The sequence below is a fragment of the Actinoallomurus sp. NPDC050550 genome, from assembly GCF_040655075.1.
GTDB lineage: Bacteria > Actinomycetota > Actinomycetes > Streptosporangiales > Streptosporangiaceae > Actinoallomurus.
On record NZ_JBFAJC010000029.1, the window covers coordinates 1 to 16,653 of the forward strand.

18 protein-coding genes are annotated in these 16,653 nt (G+C 72.1%); 10 read left to right on the forward strand and 8 right to left on the reverse strand.

Annotated features, from left to right (window positions below):
• Positions 1 to 131 precede the first annotated feature (131 nt).
• Complete coding sequence (locus AB0I04_RS32775) at positions 132 to 425, reverse strand: hypothetical protein (protein WP_360893235.1); 294 nt, start codon at positions 423 to 425, stop codon at positions 132 to 134.
• A 39-nt stretch (positions 426 to 464) separates the two neighbouring features.
• On the reverse strand, positions 465 to 1,403 hold the full coding sequence (locus AB0I04_RS32780; RefSeq protein ID WP_360893238.1) for a helix-turn-helix domain-containing protein: 939 nt from the start codon (positions 1,401 to 1,403) through the stop codon (positions 465 to 467).
• A gap of 150 nt (positions 1,404 to 1,553) precedes the next feature.
• Between AB0I04_RS32780 and AB0I04_RS32785 the strand changes: the two genes are divergently transcribed.
• Both AB0I04_RS32785 and AB0I04_RS32790 read left to right on the forward strand, forming a co-directional pair.
• A complete protein-coding gene (locus AB0I04_RS32785; protein WP_360893241.1) occupies positions 1,554 to 2,111 on the forward strand; it encodes an RNA polymerase sigma factor in 558 nt (185 codons plus the stop codon).
• Positions 2,104 to 3,294 carry a CU044_5270 family protein gene (locus AB0I04_RS32790; protein ID WP_360893244.1) on the forward strand — a complete coding sequence of 397 codons (1,191 nt, stop codon included), beginning with the start codon at positions 2,104 to 2,106 and terminating at the stop codon, positions 3,292 to 3,294. Before AB0I04_RS32785 ends, AB0I04_RS32790 begins: the two co-directional genes overlap by 8 nt.
• A gap of 48 nt (positions 3,295 to 3,342) precedes the next feature.
• Here the strand turns inward: AB0I04_RS32790 and glgA are convergent, their stop codons facing one another.
• Positions 3,343 to 4,524: a glycogen synthase gene (gene glgA / locus AB0I04_RS32795; protein WP_360893247.1), complete on the reverse strand. Its 1,182-nt coding sequence runs from the start codon at positions 4,522 to 4,524 to the stop codon at positions 3,343 to 3,345.
• Positions 4,525 to 4,595: 71 nt separating this feature from the next.
• On the opposite strand from glgA, the gene glgC reads away from it, so the two are divergent.
• A complete protein-coding gene (gene glgC, locus AB0I04_RS32800) occupies positions 4,596 to 5,831 on the forward strand; it encodes a glucose-1-phosphate adenylyltransferase (RefSeq protein ID WP_360893250.1) in 1,236 nt (411 codons plus the stop codon).
• A gap of 58 nt (positions 5,832 to 5,889) precedes the next feature.
• Here glgC and AB0I04_RS32805 read toward each other — a convergent pair whose 3' ends face one another.
• The 4 genes from AB0I04_RS32805 to AB0I04_RS32820 form a co-directional block, all read right to left on the reverse strand.
• The gene (locus AB0I04_RS32805) at positions 5,890 to 6,489 is read right to left on the reverse strand and encodes a hypothetical protein (protein ID WP_360893252.1); all 600 of its coding nucleotides are present in this window, start codon (positions 6,487 to 6,489) and stop codon (positions 5,890 to 5,892) included.
• Between the two features lie 41 nt (positions 6,490 to 6,530).
• Positions 6,531 to 7,154 carry an FMN reductase gene (locus AB0I04_RS32810; protein ID WP_360893254.1) on the reverse strand — a complete coding sequence of 208 codons (624 nt, stop codon included), beginning with the start codon at positions 7,152 to 7,154 and terminating at the stop codon, positions 6,531 to 6,533.
• Positions 7,151 to 8,251, reverse strand: coding sequence for an LLM class flavin-dependent oxidoreductase (locus tag AB0I04_RS32815; protein WP_360893257.1), 1,101 nt, complete (start codon positions 8,249 to 8,251; stop codon positions 7,151 to 7,153). Before AB0I04_RS32815 ends, AB0I04_RS32810 begins: the two co-directional genes overlap by 4 nt.
• 74 nt (positions 8,252 to 8,325) lie before the next feature.
• Entirely contained in the window at positions 8,326 to 8,763 is a 438-nt protein-coding gene (locus tag AB0I04_RS32820; RefSeq protein ID WP_360893259.1) for a helix-turn-helix domain-containing protein, read from the reverse strand.
• Between the two features lie 146 nt (positions 8,764 to 8,909).
• On the opposite strand from AB0I04_RS32820, the gene AB0I04_RS32825 reads away from it, so the two are divergent.
• From AB0I04_RS32825 to AB0I04_RS32840, 4 genes are all read left to right on the forward strand, one after another.
• Complete coding sequence (locus AB0I04_RS32825; protein WP_360893262.1) at positions 8,910 to 10,103, forward strand: thiolase family protein; 1,194 nt, start codon at positions 8,910 to 8,912, stop codon at positions 10,101 to 10,103.
• Between the two features lie 109 nt (positions 10,104 to 10,212).
• Complete coding sequence (locus AB0I04_RS32830; protein WP_360893265.1) at positions 10,213 to 11,040, forward strand: pentapeptide repeat-containing protein; 828 nt, start codon at positions 10,213 to 10,215, stop codon at positions 11,038 to 11,040.
• A gap of 95 nt (positions 11,041 to 11,135) precedes the next feature.
• A complete protein-coding gene (locus tag AB0I04_RS32835; protein WP_360893268.1) occupies positions 11,136 to 11,594 on the forward strand; it encodes a MarR family transcriptional regulator in 459 nt (152 codons plus the stop codon).
• A 22-nt stretch (positions 11,595 to 11,616) separates the two neighbouring features.
• Positions 11,617 to 13,107 carry a PLP-dependent aminotransferase family protein gene (locus tag AB0I04_RS32840; protein WP_360893270.1) on the forward strand — a complete coding sequence of 497 codons (1,491 nt, stop codon included), beginning with the start codon at positions 11,617 to 11,619 and terminating at the stop codon, positions 13,105 to 13,107.
• 156 nt (positions 13,108 to 13,263) lie between these two features.
• On the opposite strand, the gene AB0I04_RS32845 is transcribed toward AB0I04_RS32840, so the two are convergent.
• Positions 13,264 to 14,472 (reverse strand): RNA-guided endonuclease TnpB family protein, encoded by a 1,209-nt coding sequence (locus tag AB0I04_RS32845; protein WP_360893273.1) that lies wholly within the window; start codon positions 14,470 to 14,472, stop codon positions 13,264 to 13,266.
• A gap of 161 nt (positions 14,473 to 14,633) precedes the next feature.
• Here AB0I04_RS32845 and AB0I04_RS32850 point away from each other — a divergent pair, with 161 nt between their 5' ends.
• From AB0I04_RS32850 to AB0I04_RS32860, 3 genes are read left to right on the forward strand one after another with little or no spacing between them, the layout of a single operon-like run.
• On the forward strand, positions 14,634 to 15,521 hold the full coding sequence (locus AB0I04_RS32850) for a sigma-70 family RNA polymerase sigma factor (protein ID WP_360893276.1): 888 nt from the start codon (positions 14,634 to 14,636) through the stop codon (positions 15,519 to 15,521).
• Positions 15,522 to 15,558: 37 nt separating this feature from the next.
• On the forward strand, positions 15,559 to 16,143 hold the full coding sequence (locus tag AB0I04_RS32855) for an XRE family transcriptional regulator (RefSeq protein WP_360893278.1): 585 nt from the start codon (positions 15,559 to 15,561) through the stop codon (positions 16,141 to 16,143).
• Positions 16,140 to 16,652 carry a GNAT family N-acetyltransferase gene (locus AB0I04_RS32860; protein WP_360893281.1) on the forward strand — a complete coding sequence of 171 codons (513 nt, stop codon included), beginning with the start codon at positions 16,140 to 16,142 and terminating at the stop codon, positions 16,650 to 16,652. Before AB0I04_RS32855 ends, AB0I04_RS32860 begins: the two co-directional genes overlap by 4 nt.
• The last annotated feature ends 1 nt before the right edge of the window (position 16,653 follow it).

Here is a 16,653-nt window from a genome sequence, read left to right on the forward strand (position 1 = left end):
CGGGGAGGACCTCGCGGAGCGAGCCGGGTGCGGGCACGCCTGTGTCGGCGCTGGGAGGACGGCGTACGAGGCGCGGGCGGTGAGGGGGGCGGCGGTACGCCGAGGGGGGCGTACCGCCGCCAGGCTGTGGGTCAGATCACCCAGAGGTCGTAATTGGTCCAGGTGCCGCCGTAGCACTGGTACTTCGACCAGGCGCCGTTGTTGATGCCGCGGTTGCCGACCTCGATGCAGCTGCTGGCCCAGAAGTAGTTGTCGATGTACCGCCAGCCGGGACCGGGCGGGTCGCTGCAGGGGTGGGTGCACTTGACGGTGACGGTCCCGTGCGGCGCGGGCGTAGCGGCGCTCGCGGGGGACGCGAGCGCGACGCCGCCTGCGGCCAGCGCACCCGCGACGGCGGTCGTCGCGATGAGATTCCGTGGTCTCATGAGGCGGACCCTTCGTTTCCGGGGAACTTCACCTCGACGTTATGGGCGGCCCCGTACCGAGGTATTGAACGAATGCGAAGGGCCGGCGCCCCGTCCCGCGCACCGATCGCCGACCGCGGCCGACCCGCGCGACGCGGTGGTCGTGGCGGCGTGCTCTGCGCGGAACGCGGTCGGCGTGCAGCCCGCCAGCCTGCGGAAATCCCGGTTGAAGTGGGCCTGGTCGGCGTAGCCGCACGCGGTGGCCACCCGCGGGAGCGTCGCGCCCGGGGATCGGGTGAGCAGCCGCGCGGCCCGCTGGAACCGCAGGATGCGGGCCATGGTCTTGGGCGGCAGGCCGATCTGCTCGCCGAAGCGCATCTCCAGGTAGCGGCGGGTCACGCCGATCTCCTCGGCGAGCGCGCCGACGCTGATCGCTCCGGCGGTCCGGCGCAGGAGCCGCCAAGCGCGCAGCACCGCCGGTGCCGGCTCCGGCCCGGCGCGGAACCAGGCGGGCAGCAGGTGGTCCAGCAGCGCGAACCGTGTGGCCCAGTCCGGTGCCTGCCACAGGCGTTCGGTGAGCTGTTCGCCGCGGTGGCCGAGCAGGTCGGCCAGGTCGACGGTGGTGTTGGACAGCTCCCGCATCGGCATCCCGAACAGCGCGTGCGCTCCGGGCGGGGTGAGCTCCACGGCCATCCCCCGGTGATGGCTCTGCTGCTCGAACAGCACGGGACCGTCGTGCAGGCCGGTGACGTGAGACGCCTGGACGCGCGCCGGCGTGGGCGTGGTGATCAGCCGCACCGAGGCGGTGAAGTCGATGAACAGCGCGACCGTGCACGTCGGCACGGCGCGGCCGTTCAGCGGCCGGGCGGCCTCCACGCGCAGACCGGCGTAACCGGAGACATGGCCGTGCAGGGCCGGGCCGGGCCGCGCCAACACCATCCTCGGCTCGGGCCGCGGGTCGCGGCACTCCAGCATGACTCCCCCGATGCCATTCACCATCGACCGCCTTTCCGCGTGGCTTCCCGGCCCAGTCTTCCCGCGGACCTGCGGGCCGGGGATCCGGGAAATCTCGTAATCGGGACGGGAAAGCGAACGCCGCCGGCGGGTGATACCGATGTGACCGCCATCCGCGCCATGGAAAGGCACCACATGACAGGGGATCCCCCGCCCGACCCGGTCGAGCGTTTCGATGAGGTCTTCGACGCTTATTTCGCCGAGATCCACCGGTACGCGGCCAAACGGCTCGGTCCGGACGCCGCCGCCGACGTCGCGGCGCAGACCTTCCTGGAGGCGTTCCGGGGGCGTCGGCGCTATGACCCGATTCGCGCGAGCGTGCGCACCTGGCTGTACGGGATCGCGACCAAGGTGGTCGGCAAGCATCAGCGGGCTGAGACGCGCGCGCTGCGGGCGCACGCCCGTCTCAGCCCGGGCCGGGGCACCGAGGAGCACACCGAACGGGTCGAATCGCGGGTCAGCGCCGAGGGGCTGCGCGGCCGGCTCGCCGGGGCGATCGCGTCGCTGCCGCGCGGGCAGCGCGACGTGCTGCTGCTCGTGGCGCTGGCCGACCTCAGTCACGACGAGGTCGCGGCGGCGCTGGGGATCTCCTATGGCACGGTCGGCTCCCGGCTGAACCGTGCCCGAACCACACTGCGCAAGGCGTTGGGCGGGACCAATCCGATGCTCACGTTGGAGGAACAGCATGGATGAGATGCGGATGGTCCGGGACTTCTACCCCGAGCCCGCTCCGCCCACCGCCCGGGACATCACCCGGGCGAAGGCACTGCTGAGCGAGTCGTCGCGCCGTTCACTGCCCCGGATGCGGTGGGGGCTGGGCGGCGGCCTGGTCGCGGTCGGCGCGGCGGCGGCCGTGGTGATCACCGTCGTCGGGGGGAACGCGTCTGGTGGGGGGAACACGCCTCCGTCGCCCGGCCCGGTGAACCTGGACGCCAAGGGGGCGGTCCTGGCAGCGGCGGAGAAGGCCGAACAGCAGCCGACCGGCAACTACTGGCACACCGACGTCGTCGCGGGCCAGTCCTACATCATGCGCTCCGCCACCGGGACGTACGCGATCACCGCTGCGGCCGACGAGACGTTCAACTGGTCCGGCGCGAAACCCGGCATGGGAGAGGCCTACTACGGCCGCGACCTGCCGGCCCACCCGCTGACCAAACAGGACGCGGCACTGTGGCGCAAGGCCGGGTCACCGTCGAGCTTCCACGTCTGGTCGGGCGACCACTACTACACCTACCCCGCCAAGGCGACGAAGTGGACCGCGAGCGGTCCGAACGTCGGCATCGACCCTCATGGCGGCGGGAATTACATGGGCAAGTCGGTGAAGGACCTACAAAACCTGCCGACCGACCCGGCCAAACTCGCCGCGATGTTCCTGAACGATACGGAGACGAACAGGGCGCTGGGCGCTCGGCCGGGGAGGAAGCTGTCGCCCGAAGCGGAACGACGCTTCAAAGAGGCCGCGCCCAAGCTGAAGATCTCCAGGGTGGCGGGGATCTTGAGCGGCCCGGTCCAGCCAAAGGCACGGGCCGGCCTGATGCGGGCGCTGGCCACCCAGCCGGGCATCCACGCGATCGGCGACGACACCGACCCGCTGGGCCGCCGAGGGATCGCACTGGCCTCCGACGACAGCGCCTTGACGGTCACCGGCGAGTACGGCGGGCCAAAGGCCGAGCAGGGGACTTACCGCTGGCGCGTGGTGGTCATCTTCGATGAGCACACCGGCGCGGTGCTGTCCCGGCAGAACGAGCTGACCACGCCCGGCGGCCCGTACTCGGAGATGAAGCCGGGCTTCGTCATCGAGTACCAGGCCTACCGCTCGACGGGCTGGACCGACACCAAACCCACCCCCTCACCCGAGCTGCCGTCGTTCGGCTGACCCTTTGGCCGGGCCCGGACGCGGTCCGGGCCCGGCCAAAGGCGCCCCTCAGACGAGGCCGGTGTACAGGTCGTGGGTGCGGCGGGCGATGTGGGACCAGGAGAAGTGCTCGATCGCCCGTCGGCGGCCCGCCTTGCCCATCGCCGCGGCGCGTTCGGGGTCGGCGACGAGGGAGCCCACGCGCTCGGCGAGGTCGGCGACGAAGCGGTCGGGGTCGGCGGGGGTGCCGGTGCCGTCGGCGGCCTGCTCGATCGGCACGAGCAGGCCCGTCTCGCCGTCGGCGACCACCTCGGGGATGCCGCCGGTGGCGGTGGCGACGACCGCCGCCTCGCAGGCCATGGCCTCCAGGTTGACGATGCCCATCGGCTCGTACACCGACGGGCAGACGAACACGCTCGCGTGGCTGAGGATCTGCACGACCTCGGGGCGCGGCAGCATCCGGGTGATCCACACGATCCCGTCGCGTTCGGCGCGCAGCGCGTCGACGAGCCCTTCGACCTCCGCGGAGATCTCGGGGGTGTCGGGGGCGCCGGCGCACAGCACGAGCTGGGCGGCCGGGTCGAAGGACCGGGCGGCCCGCAGCAGGTAGGGCAGCCCCTTCTGGCGGGTGATGCGCCCGACGAACACCACGGAGGGTCGGCCGGGGTCGATGCCGTGCCGGGTGAGGACGTCGGTGCCGTGGTCGGGGGCGTACTCGTCGGTGTCGATGCCGTTGTGCAGGACGGTGACCCGGCCGGGGTCGATGTCGGGATAGCAGGTGAGCACGTCGCGGCGCATGCCCTCGGAGACGGCGACGATCGCGTCGGCGGCCAGGAGGGCGGTGCGCTCGGCCCAGGAGGAGATGGCGTAGCCGCCGCCGAGCTGCTCGGCCTTCCAGGGCCGCAACGGCTCGAGGCTGTGGGTGGTGACCACGTGCGGGATCCCGTGCAGCAGCTTGGCGATGTCCCCGGCGAGATTGGCGTACCAGGTGTGGCTGTGCACTAGGTCCGCTCCCCCGGCTCCGGCGGCGATCTCCAGGTCGACGCCGAGGGTCTGCAGTGCCGCGTTGGCGTGTTCCAGCGCACCGGGGACGCGGTAGCCGGTCACGCCGGGCTCGGCCCGGTCACCGCCGAAACAGTGGACCCGCAGGTCGCACAGGTGGCGGAGCTCCCGGGCCAGGTGCTCGACGTGGACGCCGGCTCCGCCGTAGACGTCCGGCGGGTATTCGCGGGTGAGCAGATCGACGCGCATGCCCGGCAGCGTATGTGAAATATGCCCGCTCGTCCTGTTTTATTGCTGGTGGGGGGGCTAAGGTCCACGACATGGCGAGACCTCATGTCCTGGCGATGGTACTGGCGGGCGGCGAGGGCAAGCGGCTGATGCCGCTGACGGCCGACCGGGCCAAGCCCGCCGTGCCCTTCGGCGGAATGTACCGGCTGATCGACTTCGTGCTGTCCAACCTGGCGAACGCCGGCTACCTCAAGATCGTCGTGCTCACCCAGTACAAGAACCACAGCCTGGACCGGCACGTCTCGCGCACGTGGCGGATGTCGACCCTCCTGGGCAACTACGTGACGCCCGTCCCGGCCCAGCAGCGCCTGGGACCGCGGTGGTTCGCCGGCTCGGCCGACGCGATCCTGCAGAACTTCAACCTCATCGAGGACGAGCGGCCCGACCACGTCATCGTCTTCGGCGCCGACCACATCTACCGGATGGATCCACGGCAGATGGTGGACCAGCACATCGCCTCCGGCGCCGGGGTCACCGTCGCCGCGATCCGCCAGCCGCTGGCGCTCGCCGACCAGTTCGGGGTGATCGAGACCGGGCCCGACGGCGTCACCATCGCGGCGTTCCGCGAGAAGCCCAAGGACGCGATCGGCCTGCCCGACGCGCCCGACCAGGTCTACGCCTCCATGGGCAACTACGTCTTCGACACCCAGGTGCTGATCGACGTGGTGAAGGAGGACGCGGCCGACGTGTCCAGCAAGCACGACGTCGGCGGCAACATCATCCCCCGGCTCGTCAAGGCCGGCCGCGCGCAGGTGTACGACTTCGCCGACAACGAGGTGCCCGGCTCGACCGACCGCGACCGCGGCTACTGGCGCGACGTGGGGACCCTGGACGCCTTCTACGAGGCCCACATGGACCTGATCTCGGTCCACCCGGTCTTCAACCTCTACAACCGCGACTGGCCGATCTACACCGGCCATGACCCGCTGCCGCCGGCCAAGTTCGTCTTCAACGAGGAGGGGCGGCGCGGCTACGCGACCGACTCGATCGTCTCCCCCGGCGCCATCCTCGCGGGCGGGATGGCCGAACGTTCCATCCTGTCGCCCGGCGTTCAGCTGGACGCCGGCGCGGAGGTCCACGATTCGGTCCTGATGGACCACGTACGCGTCGGGCGCGGCGCCGTCGTCCGGAACGCCATCATCGACAAGAACGTCGTCATCCCCGACGGCGCGCGCATCGGCGTCGATGAGGACTACGACCGGGCGCACTTCACCGTGACGGACAGCGGCGTCCGGGTCCTCGGCAAGAACCAGGTCGTGCCGCGCTGACGGCCAGGGCCTGTCTCGAAGTCCCGCTCGCCAGGACAGCGGGACTTCGAGACAGGCCCTAAGGCCGGCCCGCCGGATCCTCGGCCATGAACTCGGTGATCAGGTCCGCCGGGTTGGCCGCCGCGGTGAGCGCGAACATCGCGTCGGGGTCGAACATGTCATAGAGGATCACCGGCAGCGGTCGTCCCAGGGCCGCGACGATGTGCCCGCCGGTGTGGAGCCCGCGCGCCACGTCGACGCACAGCTCGTGGAATCGCCGGTCGAGCAGCTCATCGCGCCGGTCGATCTCCTCTGCCGTCAGCGCGTCGCCGTCTTCGTACCACAGGCCCTCGGCCGCCGCCTCGCGCCGATGCGCCTGCGCGCCGGCCGGGTCGTGTTCGGGATCGTGACCGGCGACGCGGACGCCCTCCAGCCCGGACGGCGGGAAGTAGGCGTAGCTCCAGCGGGCCTCCCACGCCTCCGACGGGCTCAGTGTCGCCAGCATCCGCCGCACCTCGCCGTCGGTGTTGTAGCCGATCGCCAGGTAGGGGAACCGGGGATCCTGATCGACGCTGTCGATCCGGAACGTGACGGTGTAGATGTCGGGCACGGTCTCCGGCGGGAACTCCGCCAGGGCGCGCGCGGCGGCCTGCTCGATGTGCTGCCGGAACGTCTCCACTGCTCTCCTCGACTCCCCGGGAACCCTAGCGGGCCGGCGGCTCACTCGGGGCGCAGGGCGGCCAGCTGCTCCTCGAAGGGCACGACGGGCTCGGCCGCGGGCGGGGCGGCCGGGTGGTCCGGCATCAGCGCGGCCAGCTCGCCCGCCGCTCGGGTGATCCGGGCCGCCAGGTCGCCGGTGCGCTCCTCGCCGGCCGAACCCCAGTCCTCCGACGCCGCGTACACCGCCGTGGGGACCACGACCGCGCGCAGGTAGGCGAACAGCGGCCGCAGCGCATGCTCGAGGGCGAGCGAGTGGCGGGCGGTGCCACCGGTCGCGGCGATCAGGACGGGCGTGCCCGCGAGGGCGTCGGGGTCGAGCACGTCGAAGAACGACTTGAACAGCCCGCTGTAGGAGGCCGAGAAGATCGGGCTGACCGCGATCAGGCCGTCCGCGGCGGTGACCGCCTCGATCGCCGTACGCAGCCGGGCGCCGGGGAACCCGGTGACCAGGTTGGAGGCGATGTCGGTGGCCAGGTCGCGCAGCTCGATCACGGTGACCTCCACCGGGCGGGTGTCCTCGGCCAGGTGCTCGCGGGCCGCCTCGGCCAGGCGGTCGGCCAGCAGGCGGGTGGAGGAGGGCGTGCTCAGGCCGGCCGAGACGGCCACGAGGCTCAGCGGGTTCACTTGGCCGCCTCCGCCAGGGCCTCGGTGCCGCGGGCGGCGAGCAGGGAGGCGTGGGTGGGAGCGTCGGGGACCTCGGCGGGCCGGCCGTCGGCGAACTCCCGGCGAAGGACCGGGATGACCTCCTCACCGAGCAGGTCCAGCTGCTCCAGCACGGTCTTGAGCGGCAGCCCGGCGTGGTCGATGAGGAACAGCTGACGCTGGTAGTCGCCGAAGTGCTCGCGGAAGGTCAGGGTCTGGTCGATGACCTGCTGCGGGCTGCCGACCGTCAGCGGCGTCTCGTCCATGAACTCCTCCAGCGACGGCCCGTGCCCGTAGACGGGGGCGTTGTCGAAGTACGGGCGGAACTCCCGTACGGCGTCCTGGGAGTTCTTGCGCATGAACACCTGCCCGCCCAGGCCGACGATCGCCTGCTCCGGCGTGCCGTGGCCGTAGTGGGCGTACCGCTCCCGGTACAGGCTGATCAGCCGCTGGAAGTGCTCCTTGGGCCAGAAGATGTTGTTGGCGAAGAACCCGTCGCCGTAGTAGGCGGCCTGCTCGGCGATCTCCGGGCTGCGGATCGAGCCGTGCCACACGAACGGCGGGACACCGTCCAGCGGCCGGGGCGTGGAGGTGAAGGCCTGCAGCGGCGTGCGGAAGCGGCCCTTCCAGTCGACCACGTCCTCACGCCAGAGCCGGTGCAGCAGCGCGTAGTTCTCGATGGCGAGGGGGATGCCCTTACGGATGTCCTGGCCGAACCACGGGTAGACCGGCCCGGTGTTGCCGCGGCCCAGCATCAGGTCGACGCGGCCGCCGGCCAGGTGCTGCAGCATCGCGAAGTCCTCGGCGATCTTCACCGGGTCGTTCGTGGTGATCAGCGTGGTGGCGGTCGACAGGATCAGCCGCTCGGTCCGCGCCGCGATGTACCCGAGCATCGTCGTGGGCGAGGACGGGACGAACGGCGGGTTGTGGTGCTCACCGGTGGCGAACACGTCCAGGCCCACCTCCTCGGCCTTCAACGCGATCGCCACCATCGCCTCGATCCGCTCATGCTCACTCGGCGTCCTGCCGGTGGTCGGATCGGGCGTGACGTCGCCGACCGTGAAGATCCCGAACTGCATGACCCACCCTCCTGATTGAAAGTTCAACTATAGCCCCGAACGCACGGGCACGGCCGTCGATTCCCTTCGGGGGCTCAGCGGACGGGTCCGACGCGGACCACCTGCATCTGCTCCTCGGTGACGGATCCCCCGCAGTGCGCGCAGACCGTCGCGGGGTGGAACTCGGCTCCGCAGGAGTGCCGCCAGACCGTGGGCGCGGGGCCGTCGGTGACGTACCGGTCGCCCCACTCCATCAGGTTGAGCAGGATCGGGTGGAGGGCGCGGCCCGCCTCGGTCGGCACGTACTCATAGCGCGGCGGATGCTCCTCGTACCGCCGCTTCTCCAGCACGCCGGCCTCGACCAGTGTGCGCAGGCGCGCGGCGAGGATGTCGCGGCTGGCCCCGGTGTTGCGGGCGATCCCGTCGAACCGCCGCTCGCCGAGCAGGATCTCGCGCAGGACGAGCAGGCTCCACCGCTCGCCGATCACCGCCAGCGCGTTGGCGATGGAACACACACGGCCGCGTGCGGTCACCGGACTGCCCTCCTCGATCCGTCGCGGACCCCTCACGATCTCGCGCGCCCAACCTACCGTTGCCCACGCTACGAGTGGGTTGTGAAATCCAACTTTGCACGATATACCCGTGAGTAGGGTTCTGAAGCGACTGAGGGGACACCTCCATGAACGACGCTGTGATCGTCGACGCGGTCCGGACGCCGATCGGCAAGGGCAAGCCCGGCGGCGCCCTGTCGGGCATGCACCCCGTCGACCTGCACGCGCACGCGATCCGATCCCTCATCGAGCGGACCGGAATCGACCCCGCCATCGTGGACGACGTGATCAGCGGCGCGGTCGGCCAGATCGGCGAGCAGAGCGGAAACACCGCCCGGTGGGCCGCGCTGGCGGCCGGGCTCCCTGAGTCGGTGCCCGCCGTGACGGTGGACCGCCAGTGCGGCAGCAGCCAGCAGGCGATCCACTTCGCCGCCCAAGGCGTGATCAGCGGCGCCTACGACGTCGTCATCGCCTCCGGGGTCGAGTCGATGAGCCGGGTGCCGATCGGCAGCCAGACCGCCGGCCGCGACTTCCTCGGCCCGGGCGTCGCCGAGCGCTACCCGGACGGCCTCGTCCCACAGGGGATCAGCGCGGAGCTGATCGCCCAGCGCTGGGAGCTGTCCCGCCAACGGCTGGACGACTTCGCCGCCGAGAGCCACCACCGTGCCGCCCGGGCCTGGGCGGACGGCCGGTTCGCCGCCGAGGTCTCCCCCCTCAAGGCGCCGTCGGCCGACGGCGCCCTCGTGACCGTCGCCCAGGACGAATCGGTGCGCCCGAGCACGTCACCGCAGATCCTGGCCGGGCTGCGGCCGGCGTTCCGCGCCGACGTCTGGGAGGAGCGCTTCCCGCAGATCGACTGGCGGATCACCGCGGGCAACTCCTCACCGGTCAACGACGGCGCCGCCGCCGTGCTCATCACCAGCGGCCAGACCGCCCGGCGGCTTGGGCTGCGGCCCCGCGCGCGGCTGCACACCTTCGCCGTGGTCGGCGACGACCCCCTGCTCATGCTCACCGGCATCATCCCCGCGACGCGCAAGGTCCTCGACCGCGCGGGCCTGACGCTGCACGACATCGACGCGTTCGAGGTCAACGAGGCATTCACCAGCGTCGTGCTCGCCTGGCTGGCCGAGACCGGGGCCGACCCGGCCAAGGTCAACGTCAACGGCGGCGCCACCGCCATCGGGCACCCCCTCGGGGCCAGCGGCGCCCGCCTGATGACCACCCTGCTGTCAGTGCTCGAGCAGCGCGGCGGACGGTACGGCCTGCAGACGATGTGCGAGGCCGGCGGCCTGGCCAACGCGACCATCGTCGAACGTCTCTGAGCCGCTTCCGAGTCCGCGTGCGCGGGTGGTGTGCCCGGTCCTGGACAATGGAGAGTCCGCACCGGGCGCCGTGGGACGCCGGCGCCGCTCTGAGCAGGAGACCACGCCGTTGCCGCAGGATCACCAGACGCACGGCGCCGACCGCACCGACCTGCGGGCCGACTGCGGCCGGTGCCAGGCGCTGTGCTGCGTGGCGCTGCCCTTCTCCGCGTCGGCCGGCTTCGCGATCGACAAGGAGGCCGGGCGGCCCTGCCCGAACCTGCGCGCCGACTTCCGCTGCGGCATCCACGCCGACCTGAGGGCGAAGGGCTTCTCCGGCTGCACCGTCTTCGACTGCTTCGGCGCCGGGCAGAAGGTCTCCCAGGTCACCTTCGCGGGCCGGGACTGGCGGGAGGCGCCCGGCGTCGCCCGGGAGATGTTCGCGGTCTTCGCCGTCATGCGGCAGCTGCACGAGATGCTGTGGTACCTGACCGAGGCGCTGAGCCTCCCCCAGGCCCGCCCGATCCACGACGAACTGCGCGAGATGCTGCAGGACACCGAGCGACTCACCCGCGCCGGCGCCAGCGAGCTCGCCGAGCTGGACGTGGCCGCCCACCGCGCCCGCGTCAACCCGCTCCTGCTGCGCGTCGGCGAGCTCGTACGGGCCGGGGCGCCCGGCCGCCCGAAGAACCGCCGGGGCGCCGACCTCATCGGCGCCCGGCTCAAGGGCGCGGACCTGCGCGGAGCCGATCTGCGCGGCGCCTACCTCATCGCGGCCGACCTCAGGAACGCCGACCTGCGCGCGGCCGACCTGATCGGCGCGGACCTGCGCGACGCCGACCTGCGCGGAGCGGACCTGACCGGCGCCATCTTCCTCACCCAGGCGCAGGTCAATGCCGCCCGCGGCGACGCCGCGACCCGGCTGCCGGCCGCGCTCACCCGCCCCGCCCACTGGTGATCCCCTTACCGATCGCCGGGTGCGTGCCTTCTCATCGCTCGTCGCCGTGGCGGCTGCCGTATTCTGGCGACGTGGCAAAGCCCGACGGTGAACGCATGGGTGTCGTTACCGCACTGGTGCGCTCCTCTTTCCTGGTGAACGCCGTGTACGCCGACGCGGCCCGGGAGTACGGGCTGACCGCGCAACAGGGACAGCTGCTGTGCGTGCTGATGCCCGGCCCGTACGGCATGACCGAGCTGGGCCGGACGCTGGGGCTGGCCAAGTCGAGCCTGACCGGCCTGGTGGACCGGACCATGCAGCGCGGCCTGGTGCGGCGCGAGCCCGATCCGCAGGACAAGCGCGCGGTCCGCGTCGCGCTGACCGACGAGGGCAGCGAGGTCGTGGAGAAGTTCTACGCCGAGACCTGCCGCCGGGTGGACGCGCTGCCGGCGGACCTGCCGGAGTCCGACCGCGACACGCTCGCGGAGCTGCTCGGCCGCGTCGTCCTGGCCAACAAGGTGCCGATGGTCTTCGCCGAGGCCGACGCGGCGGCCACCGCCGCGCATGAGCACTGAGCGGCCACTCCACAATGGCCTGATGGCCGACTCCAGTACGGGCCCGGCGGACGGTCCCATGACGCCCGGGGCGGACTTCCTCCAGCTGCGCATCGAGGAGGCTCCTGCGGGCGGGCGCTCCGACTGGCTCGCCGAGCGGCTGCGGCACGCGATCGCGGACGGCCGGTTGCCGGTGGGCAGCCGGCTCCCGGCCACGCGGTCGCTGGCCGCCGACCTCGGCGTCTCGCGCGGGGTGGTCACCGAGGCCTACCAGCGTCTGATCGAGGAGGGCCGGCTCGCCGGCCGGGGCCGCGCCGGGACCGTCGTCGTCGCCGCCCCGCCTCCGGCGCGCAACCCGGCGCCTGTCCGCCCGGTGCCGGCGGGCGCGGTGTTCGCGGCCCCGCCGGGCGGGGACGTCTTCGACGCCGTGCGCGCGGCGCCCGCCCGGATCGACCTGTCGCCCGGGGTGCCGGACCTGGCCGCGTTCCCGCGCACCGCCTTGCTGCGTGCCGAGCGCGCCGTGCTCGCCGACCTGCCGACGGCCGAGCTGGGATACGGAGACCCGCGGGGAGCGCCCGCCCTCCGCCGCGCCGTCGCCGACCGGCTCGCCCGCACGCGCGGGATCCGGGCCGATCCGGACGAGGTGATCATCGTGGCGGGCACCGCCCAGGCGCTCGGCCTGTTCGCGCAGGTGCTCCGGGACGACGGGATCGGCGCGGTGGCGGTGGAGGACCCAGGGTCCCTGGGCGCCCGCCAGCACCTGCGGCACTGGGGACTCCGGACACCGCCGGTGCCGGTCGACTCGGCCGGAATCCGCGTCGACGACCTGCGCTCCCAGGGTGCCCCGGCCGTCCTGGTCACGCCGGCCCACCAGTTCCCGACCGGGGTGGTCCTCGGCGGGGACCGCCGCCGCCGGCTCACGGACTGGGCGCGCGAGGGCGGGCTCGTCCTGGAGGACGACTATGACGCCGAGCACCGCTACGACCGGCCTCCGGTGCCGGCGCTGCGGTCGATGCTCCCCGACCGCGTCTGCTACGCCGGGAGCGTCTCCAAGCTCCTGGCCCCGGCGTTGCGTGTCGGCTGGATCCTCGCCCCGGCGGCGTACCGGGACGCGCTGGTGGAGGCCAAGCGGTACGCCGATCTCGGCAACGCCCTGGTCCCGCAGCTGGTGCTGGCCCGCCTCATGGAGTCGGGCGCGATGGACCGCCACCTGCGCCTGGTCCGCAGGCGCCACCGGATCCGCCGCGACGCGATGATCGAGGCGATCGGGACGCACCTGCCGGGCGCGACCGTGCACGGCGCCGCCGCGGGCCTGCACCTGCTGATCACTTTCGCGGACCGGTTCGCCGACATCGAACTCGCCGCCGAGGCGCTCGCGCGCGGGGTGAAGGTCCAGCCGCTGTCCTGGCACCGCGTGCGGCCAGGCCGGCCGGGTCTGGTGCTGGGCTATGCCGCGAGCAGGCCGACGGACATCGCCGAGGGCGTGACGGCTCTCGGCGAAGCCCTGCGCGACCTGCTCCGCGGCCGGGCGTGACAGGTGCGGCTCGACGATCCCGCAGCGTATCGCGGCCGTCCCGTCACACGGGCGCGATCCGATCCGTCATCGGTACGGAGACGCGACAGAAGGACTTGACTTCCTCCCCCTCCTGGAGGAGGGGGATTCCCATCGGCCGTGCGGCCGATCCGGCCTTTAGGCCGGGTGCCTCACGGCGCGGGTTTCCTGGTTCAGCGCCGACTGCGGAAGGGAGGACCCTTGCCGTCTTACACCAGCTCCACAGGCATCACCAGGGTCGCCCCTGGCTACGGCTCGACCAGCCGCAAGGATGTTCTTGGCCGCGTTGATGTCCCGGTCGTGCCGGGTACGGCAGATGGGGCACGTCCAGTGCCGGGTCGAAAGGCTCAGCTCAGCGAGCAGGTGCCCGCAGATCGAGCAGGTCTTGGAAGAGGGGTACCAGCGGTCGATCAACACCAGGGTTCGTCCCGCGCGTTCGGCCTTGTACTCCAACTGCCGCCGGAACTCACCCCACCCCGCATCGCTGATCGCGCGCGCGAGCCTGTGGTTCTTGACCATGTTCTTGATCGCGAGGTCTTCGATCACGATGACATCCGCTCTGCGCACCAGGTTGGTGCTGACGCGGTGCAAGAAGTCGTCCCGGGCGTTGCGGACCTTGCGGTGGGCGCGGGCGACCTTGGCCTTGGCCTTTCGCCGGTTCATACTCCCGCGCTGGCAGCGGGCCATGCGCCGCTGGTAACGGGCCAGGTTGCGGGCCTTGCGCTCAAGATGGCGAGGGTTGGCGATCCGCTCCCCGTCGGAGGTGACCGCGAAGTCCCTGATGCCCAGATCGACGCCGATGGCATGCCTGGCCTTATCCATGGGCGCGGGCGCGTCGGTGTCGACGGCGAACGTCACATACCAGCGGCCATCCGGATCCCGGGAGATGACGACCATGGTGGGGTTGAGCGTGGCCACCTCGACGTCGTCGAAGGACCACACGAACCTCAGCGGCGTGGTCGTCTTGGCCATGGACAACTCGCCGTTCTTCATCCGGAACGCCGAGCGAGTGTAGTGCGCGGTCTGACGCGAGCTGCGCGTCTTAAAACGCGGGTACTTCGCGCGACCGGCGAAGAAGTTCGCGAACGCCGCATGCTGATGCCGCAGCGCCTGCTGCAACGGAACCGACGACACCTCCGACAAGAACGCCAGATCCTCGGTCTTCTTCCACCCGGTCAACGCCGCGTCGGTCTGCTTGTAAGAGGTCTTCTCACCACGCTGGTGATACGCCGCATGTCGGTCAGCCAGGGTCTTGTTCCACACGACACGCACACACCCGAACGTGCGGCTGAACACCGCCGCTTGCTCGGGGTCCGGGTAAGCCCGGCACTTGTACGCCGTCCGCATGCCCGTGACCTTACAGATGACATAAACAAGTGTAAAGCAGTTGGCTAGATTCCGATGGACTCTGCTCTTGTGCCAGTCCCGGCTAACGCCGGGTCGCTCCTGACGGAGCCCGAATTCCTCCCCGACCTGAAGGCCGGGGCAACCCGAGGAGGACGTGAGGGATGGACGAGGACGAGTTCCTGGCCGGCCGGTTCGAGGCGCACCGTACCCACCTGCGGGCGGTCGCCTACCGGATGCTCGGCTCCCTGGCCGAGGCCGACGACGCCGTGCAGGAGGCGTGGCTGAAGCTGAGCCGTGCCGACGTCGGCGACGTGGAGAACCTGGGCGGCTGGCTGACCACGGTCGTCGGCCGGGTCTGTCTCGACATGCTCCGGGCGCGCGGCAGCCGGCGTGAGGAACCTCTCGAGGCGCGCCTGCCCGATCCGGTGGTCAGCGCCGCCGAGGGGATCGATCCCGAGCAGGAGGCGCTGGTGGCCGACTCGGTCGGGCTCGCGCTGCTGGTGGTGCTGCAGTCGCTCGGGCCCGCCGAGCGGCTGGCGTTCGTGTTGCACGACATGTTCGCGGTGCCGTTCGAGGAGATCGCCCCGATCGTGGGCCGCTCGCCCGCCGCGGCCCGGCAGCTCGCCAGCCGCGCCCGCCGCCGGGTCCAGGGCGCGGCCCCGGTCCCCGACCCCGACCTGACGCGCCAGCGCGAGGTCGTCGACGCCTTCCTCGCCGCCGCGCGCGGCGGGGACCTCGACGCGCTGGTCGCCGTGCTCCACCCCGACGTGGTGCTGCGCACCGACCGTGGCGCCGTCCCGGGCGGACGGGCGGAGCTGCGCGGCGTACGGGACGTCTCCGGGCAGATGGCCACCTTCCACCGGGCCGCCAGTTCGTTCGCCACACGGCCGGCCCTGGTCAACGGCGCCGCGGGTGCCGTCGCCCTCGCCGGCGGGCGTCCGACGTCGGTTCTGAGCTTCACGATCACCAACGGCCTGATCGCCGCGATCGACATCCTCGCCGACCCCGACCGCCTGGCCCGGCTCGACGTCACGATGCTGGACGGCTGAGACGGACGGCTCCCATATATGGGATATCCTCCCGTATATGGGAACGTCGTCGATGAGTGCCGCGCCGGAAGAGGTGGACGCCCGGCTGGCGGCCCGCCTCGCGGAGCTGCGGGCCGAGCGCGGCTGGTCACTGGAGGAGCTGGCGCGGCGCACCGGGGTGAGCCGCTCCACGCTGTCGCGCCTGGAGCACGCCGAGATCAGCCCGACCGCCGCCCTCCTCAACAAGCTGTGCGCCGCCTACGAGCGCACCATGTCGCGGTTGCTGGCCGAGGTCGAGTCCGAGCCGCCGCAGCTCGTCCGCGCCGGCGACCAGGCCCTGTGGCGCGACGAGGCGTCGGGCTTCGTGCGGCGCTCGGTGTCGCCCCCGCACGCGGGCCTGCGCGGGGAGGTCGTCGAGGGCACCCTGCGCCCGGGCGCGGACATCTCCTACGACGGGCCGGCCGTGCCCGGCCTGGAGCAGCACATCTGGGTGCTCGAGGGAGCCCTGATGGTGGACGCGAACGGTCACGGCCACGAGGTTCGCGCGGGCGACTGCCTGCGGTTCCGGCTGTGGGGCCCCTCGCGGTTCCGCTGCGTCGGTCCCGACCCGGCCCGCTACGCCCTGGTGGTGGTGCTGCCGTGATCACCCGGCTGTCCGCCGCCGAGTTCGCCGCCGCGGTGCCGGATCTGGCGGAGCTTCTCGTCGACGTCGTCGCCGACGGCCACTCCCTCGGCTTCCTCACCCCGTTCGACCCGAGCGAGGCGGCCGCCTGGTGGGACGCGCGCAGCCCCGCCGTGGCCGACGGCGGCCTCCTCGTCTGGGTCTCCCGCGGCCCGCGCGGCGTCGACGGGACGGTCAGCCTCGCCCTGGAACCGAAACCCAACGGCCGGCACCGCGCCGAGGTCGTCAAACTGATGGTCCGCCGGGACGCGCGCGGCCGGGGCCTCGGCCGGGCGCTGCTCGCCACCGCCGAGAAGGCGGCGTCCCAGGCCGGTGCGACCCTCCTGCTCCTGGACACCGAGACCGGCAGCGTCGCCGAGGACCTCTACCACGCCGCCGGCTGGGTCCGGTACGGGATCGTCCCCGACTACGCCGCCGACCCGGCCGGGGCGCTCCGCGACTGCAGCTTCTTCTACAAGCGCGTCGGCTGAC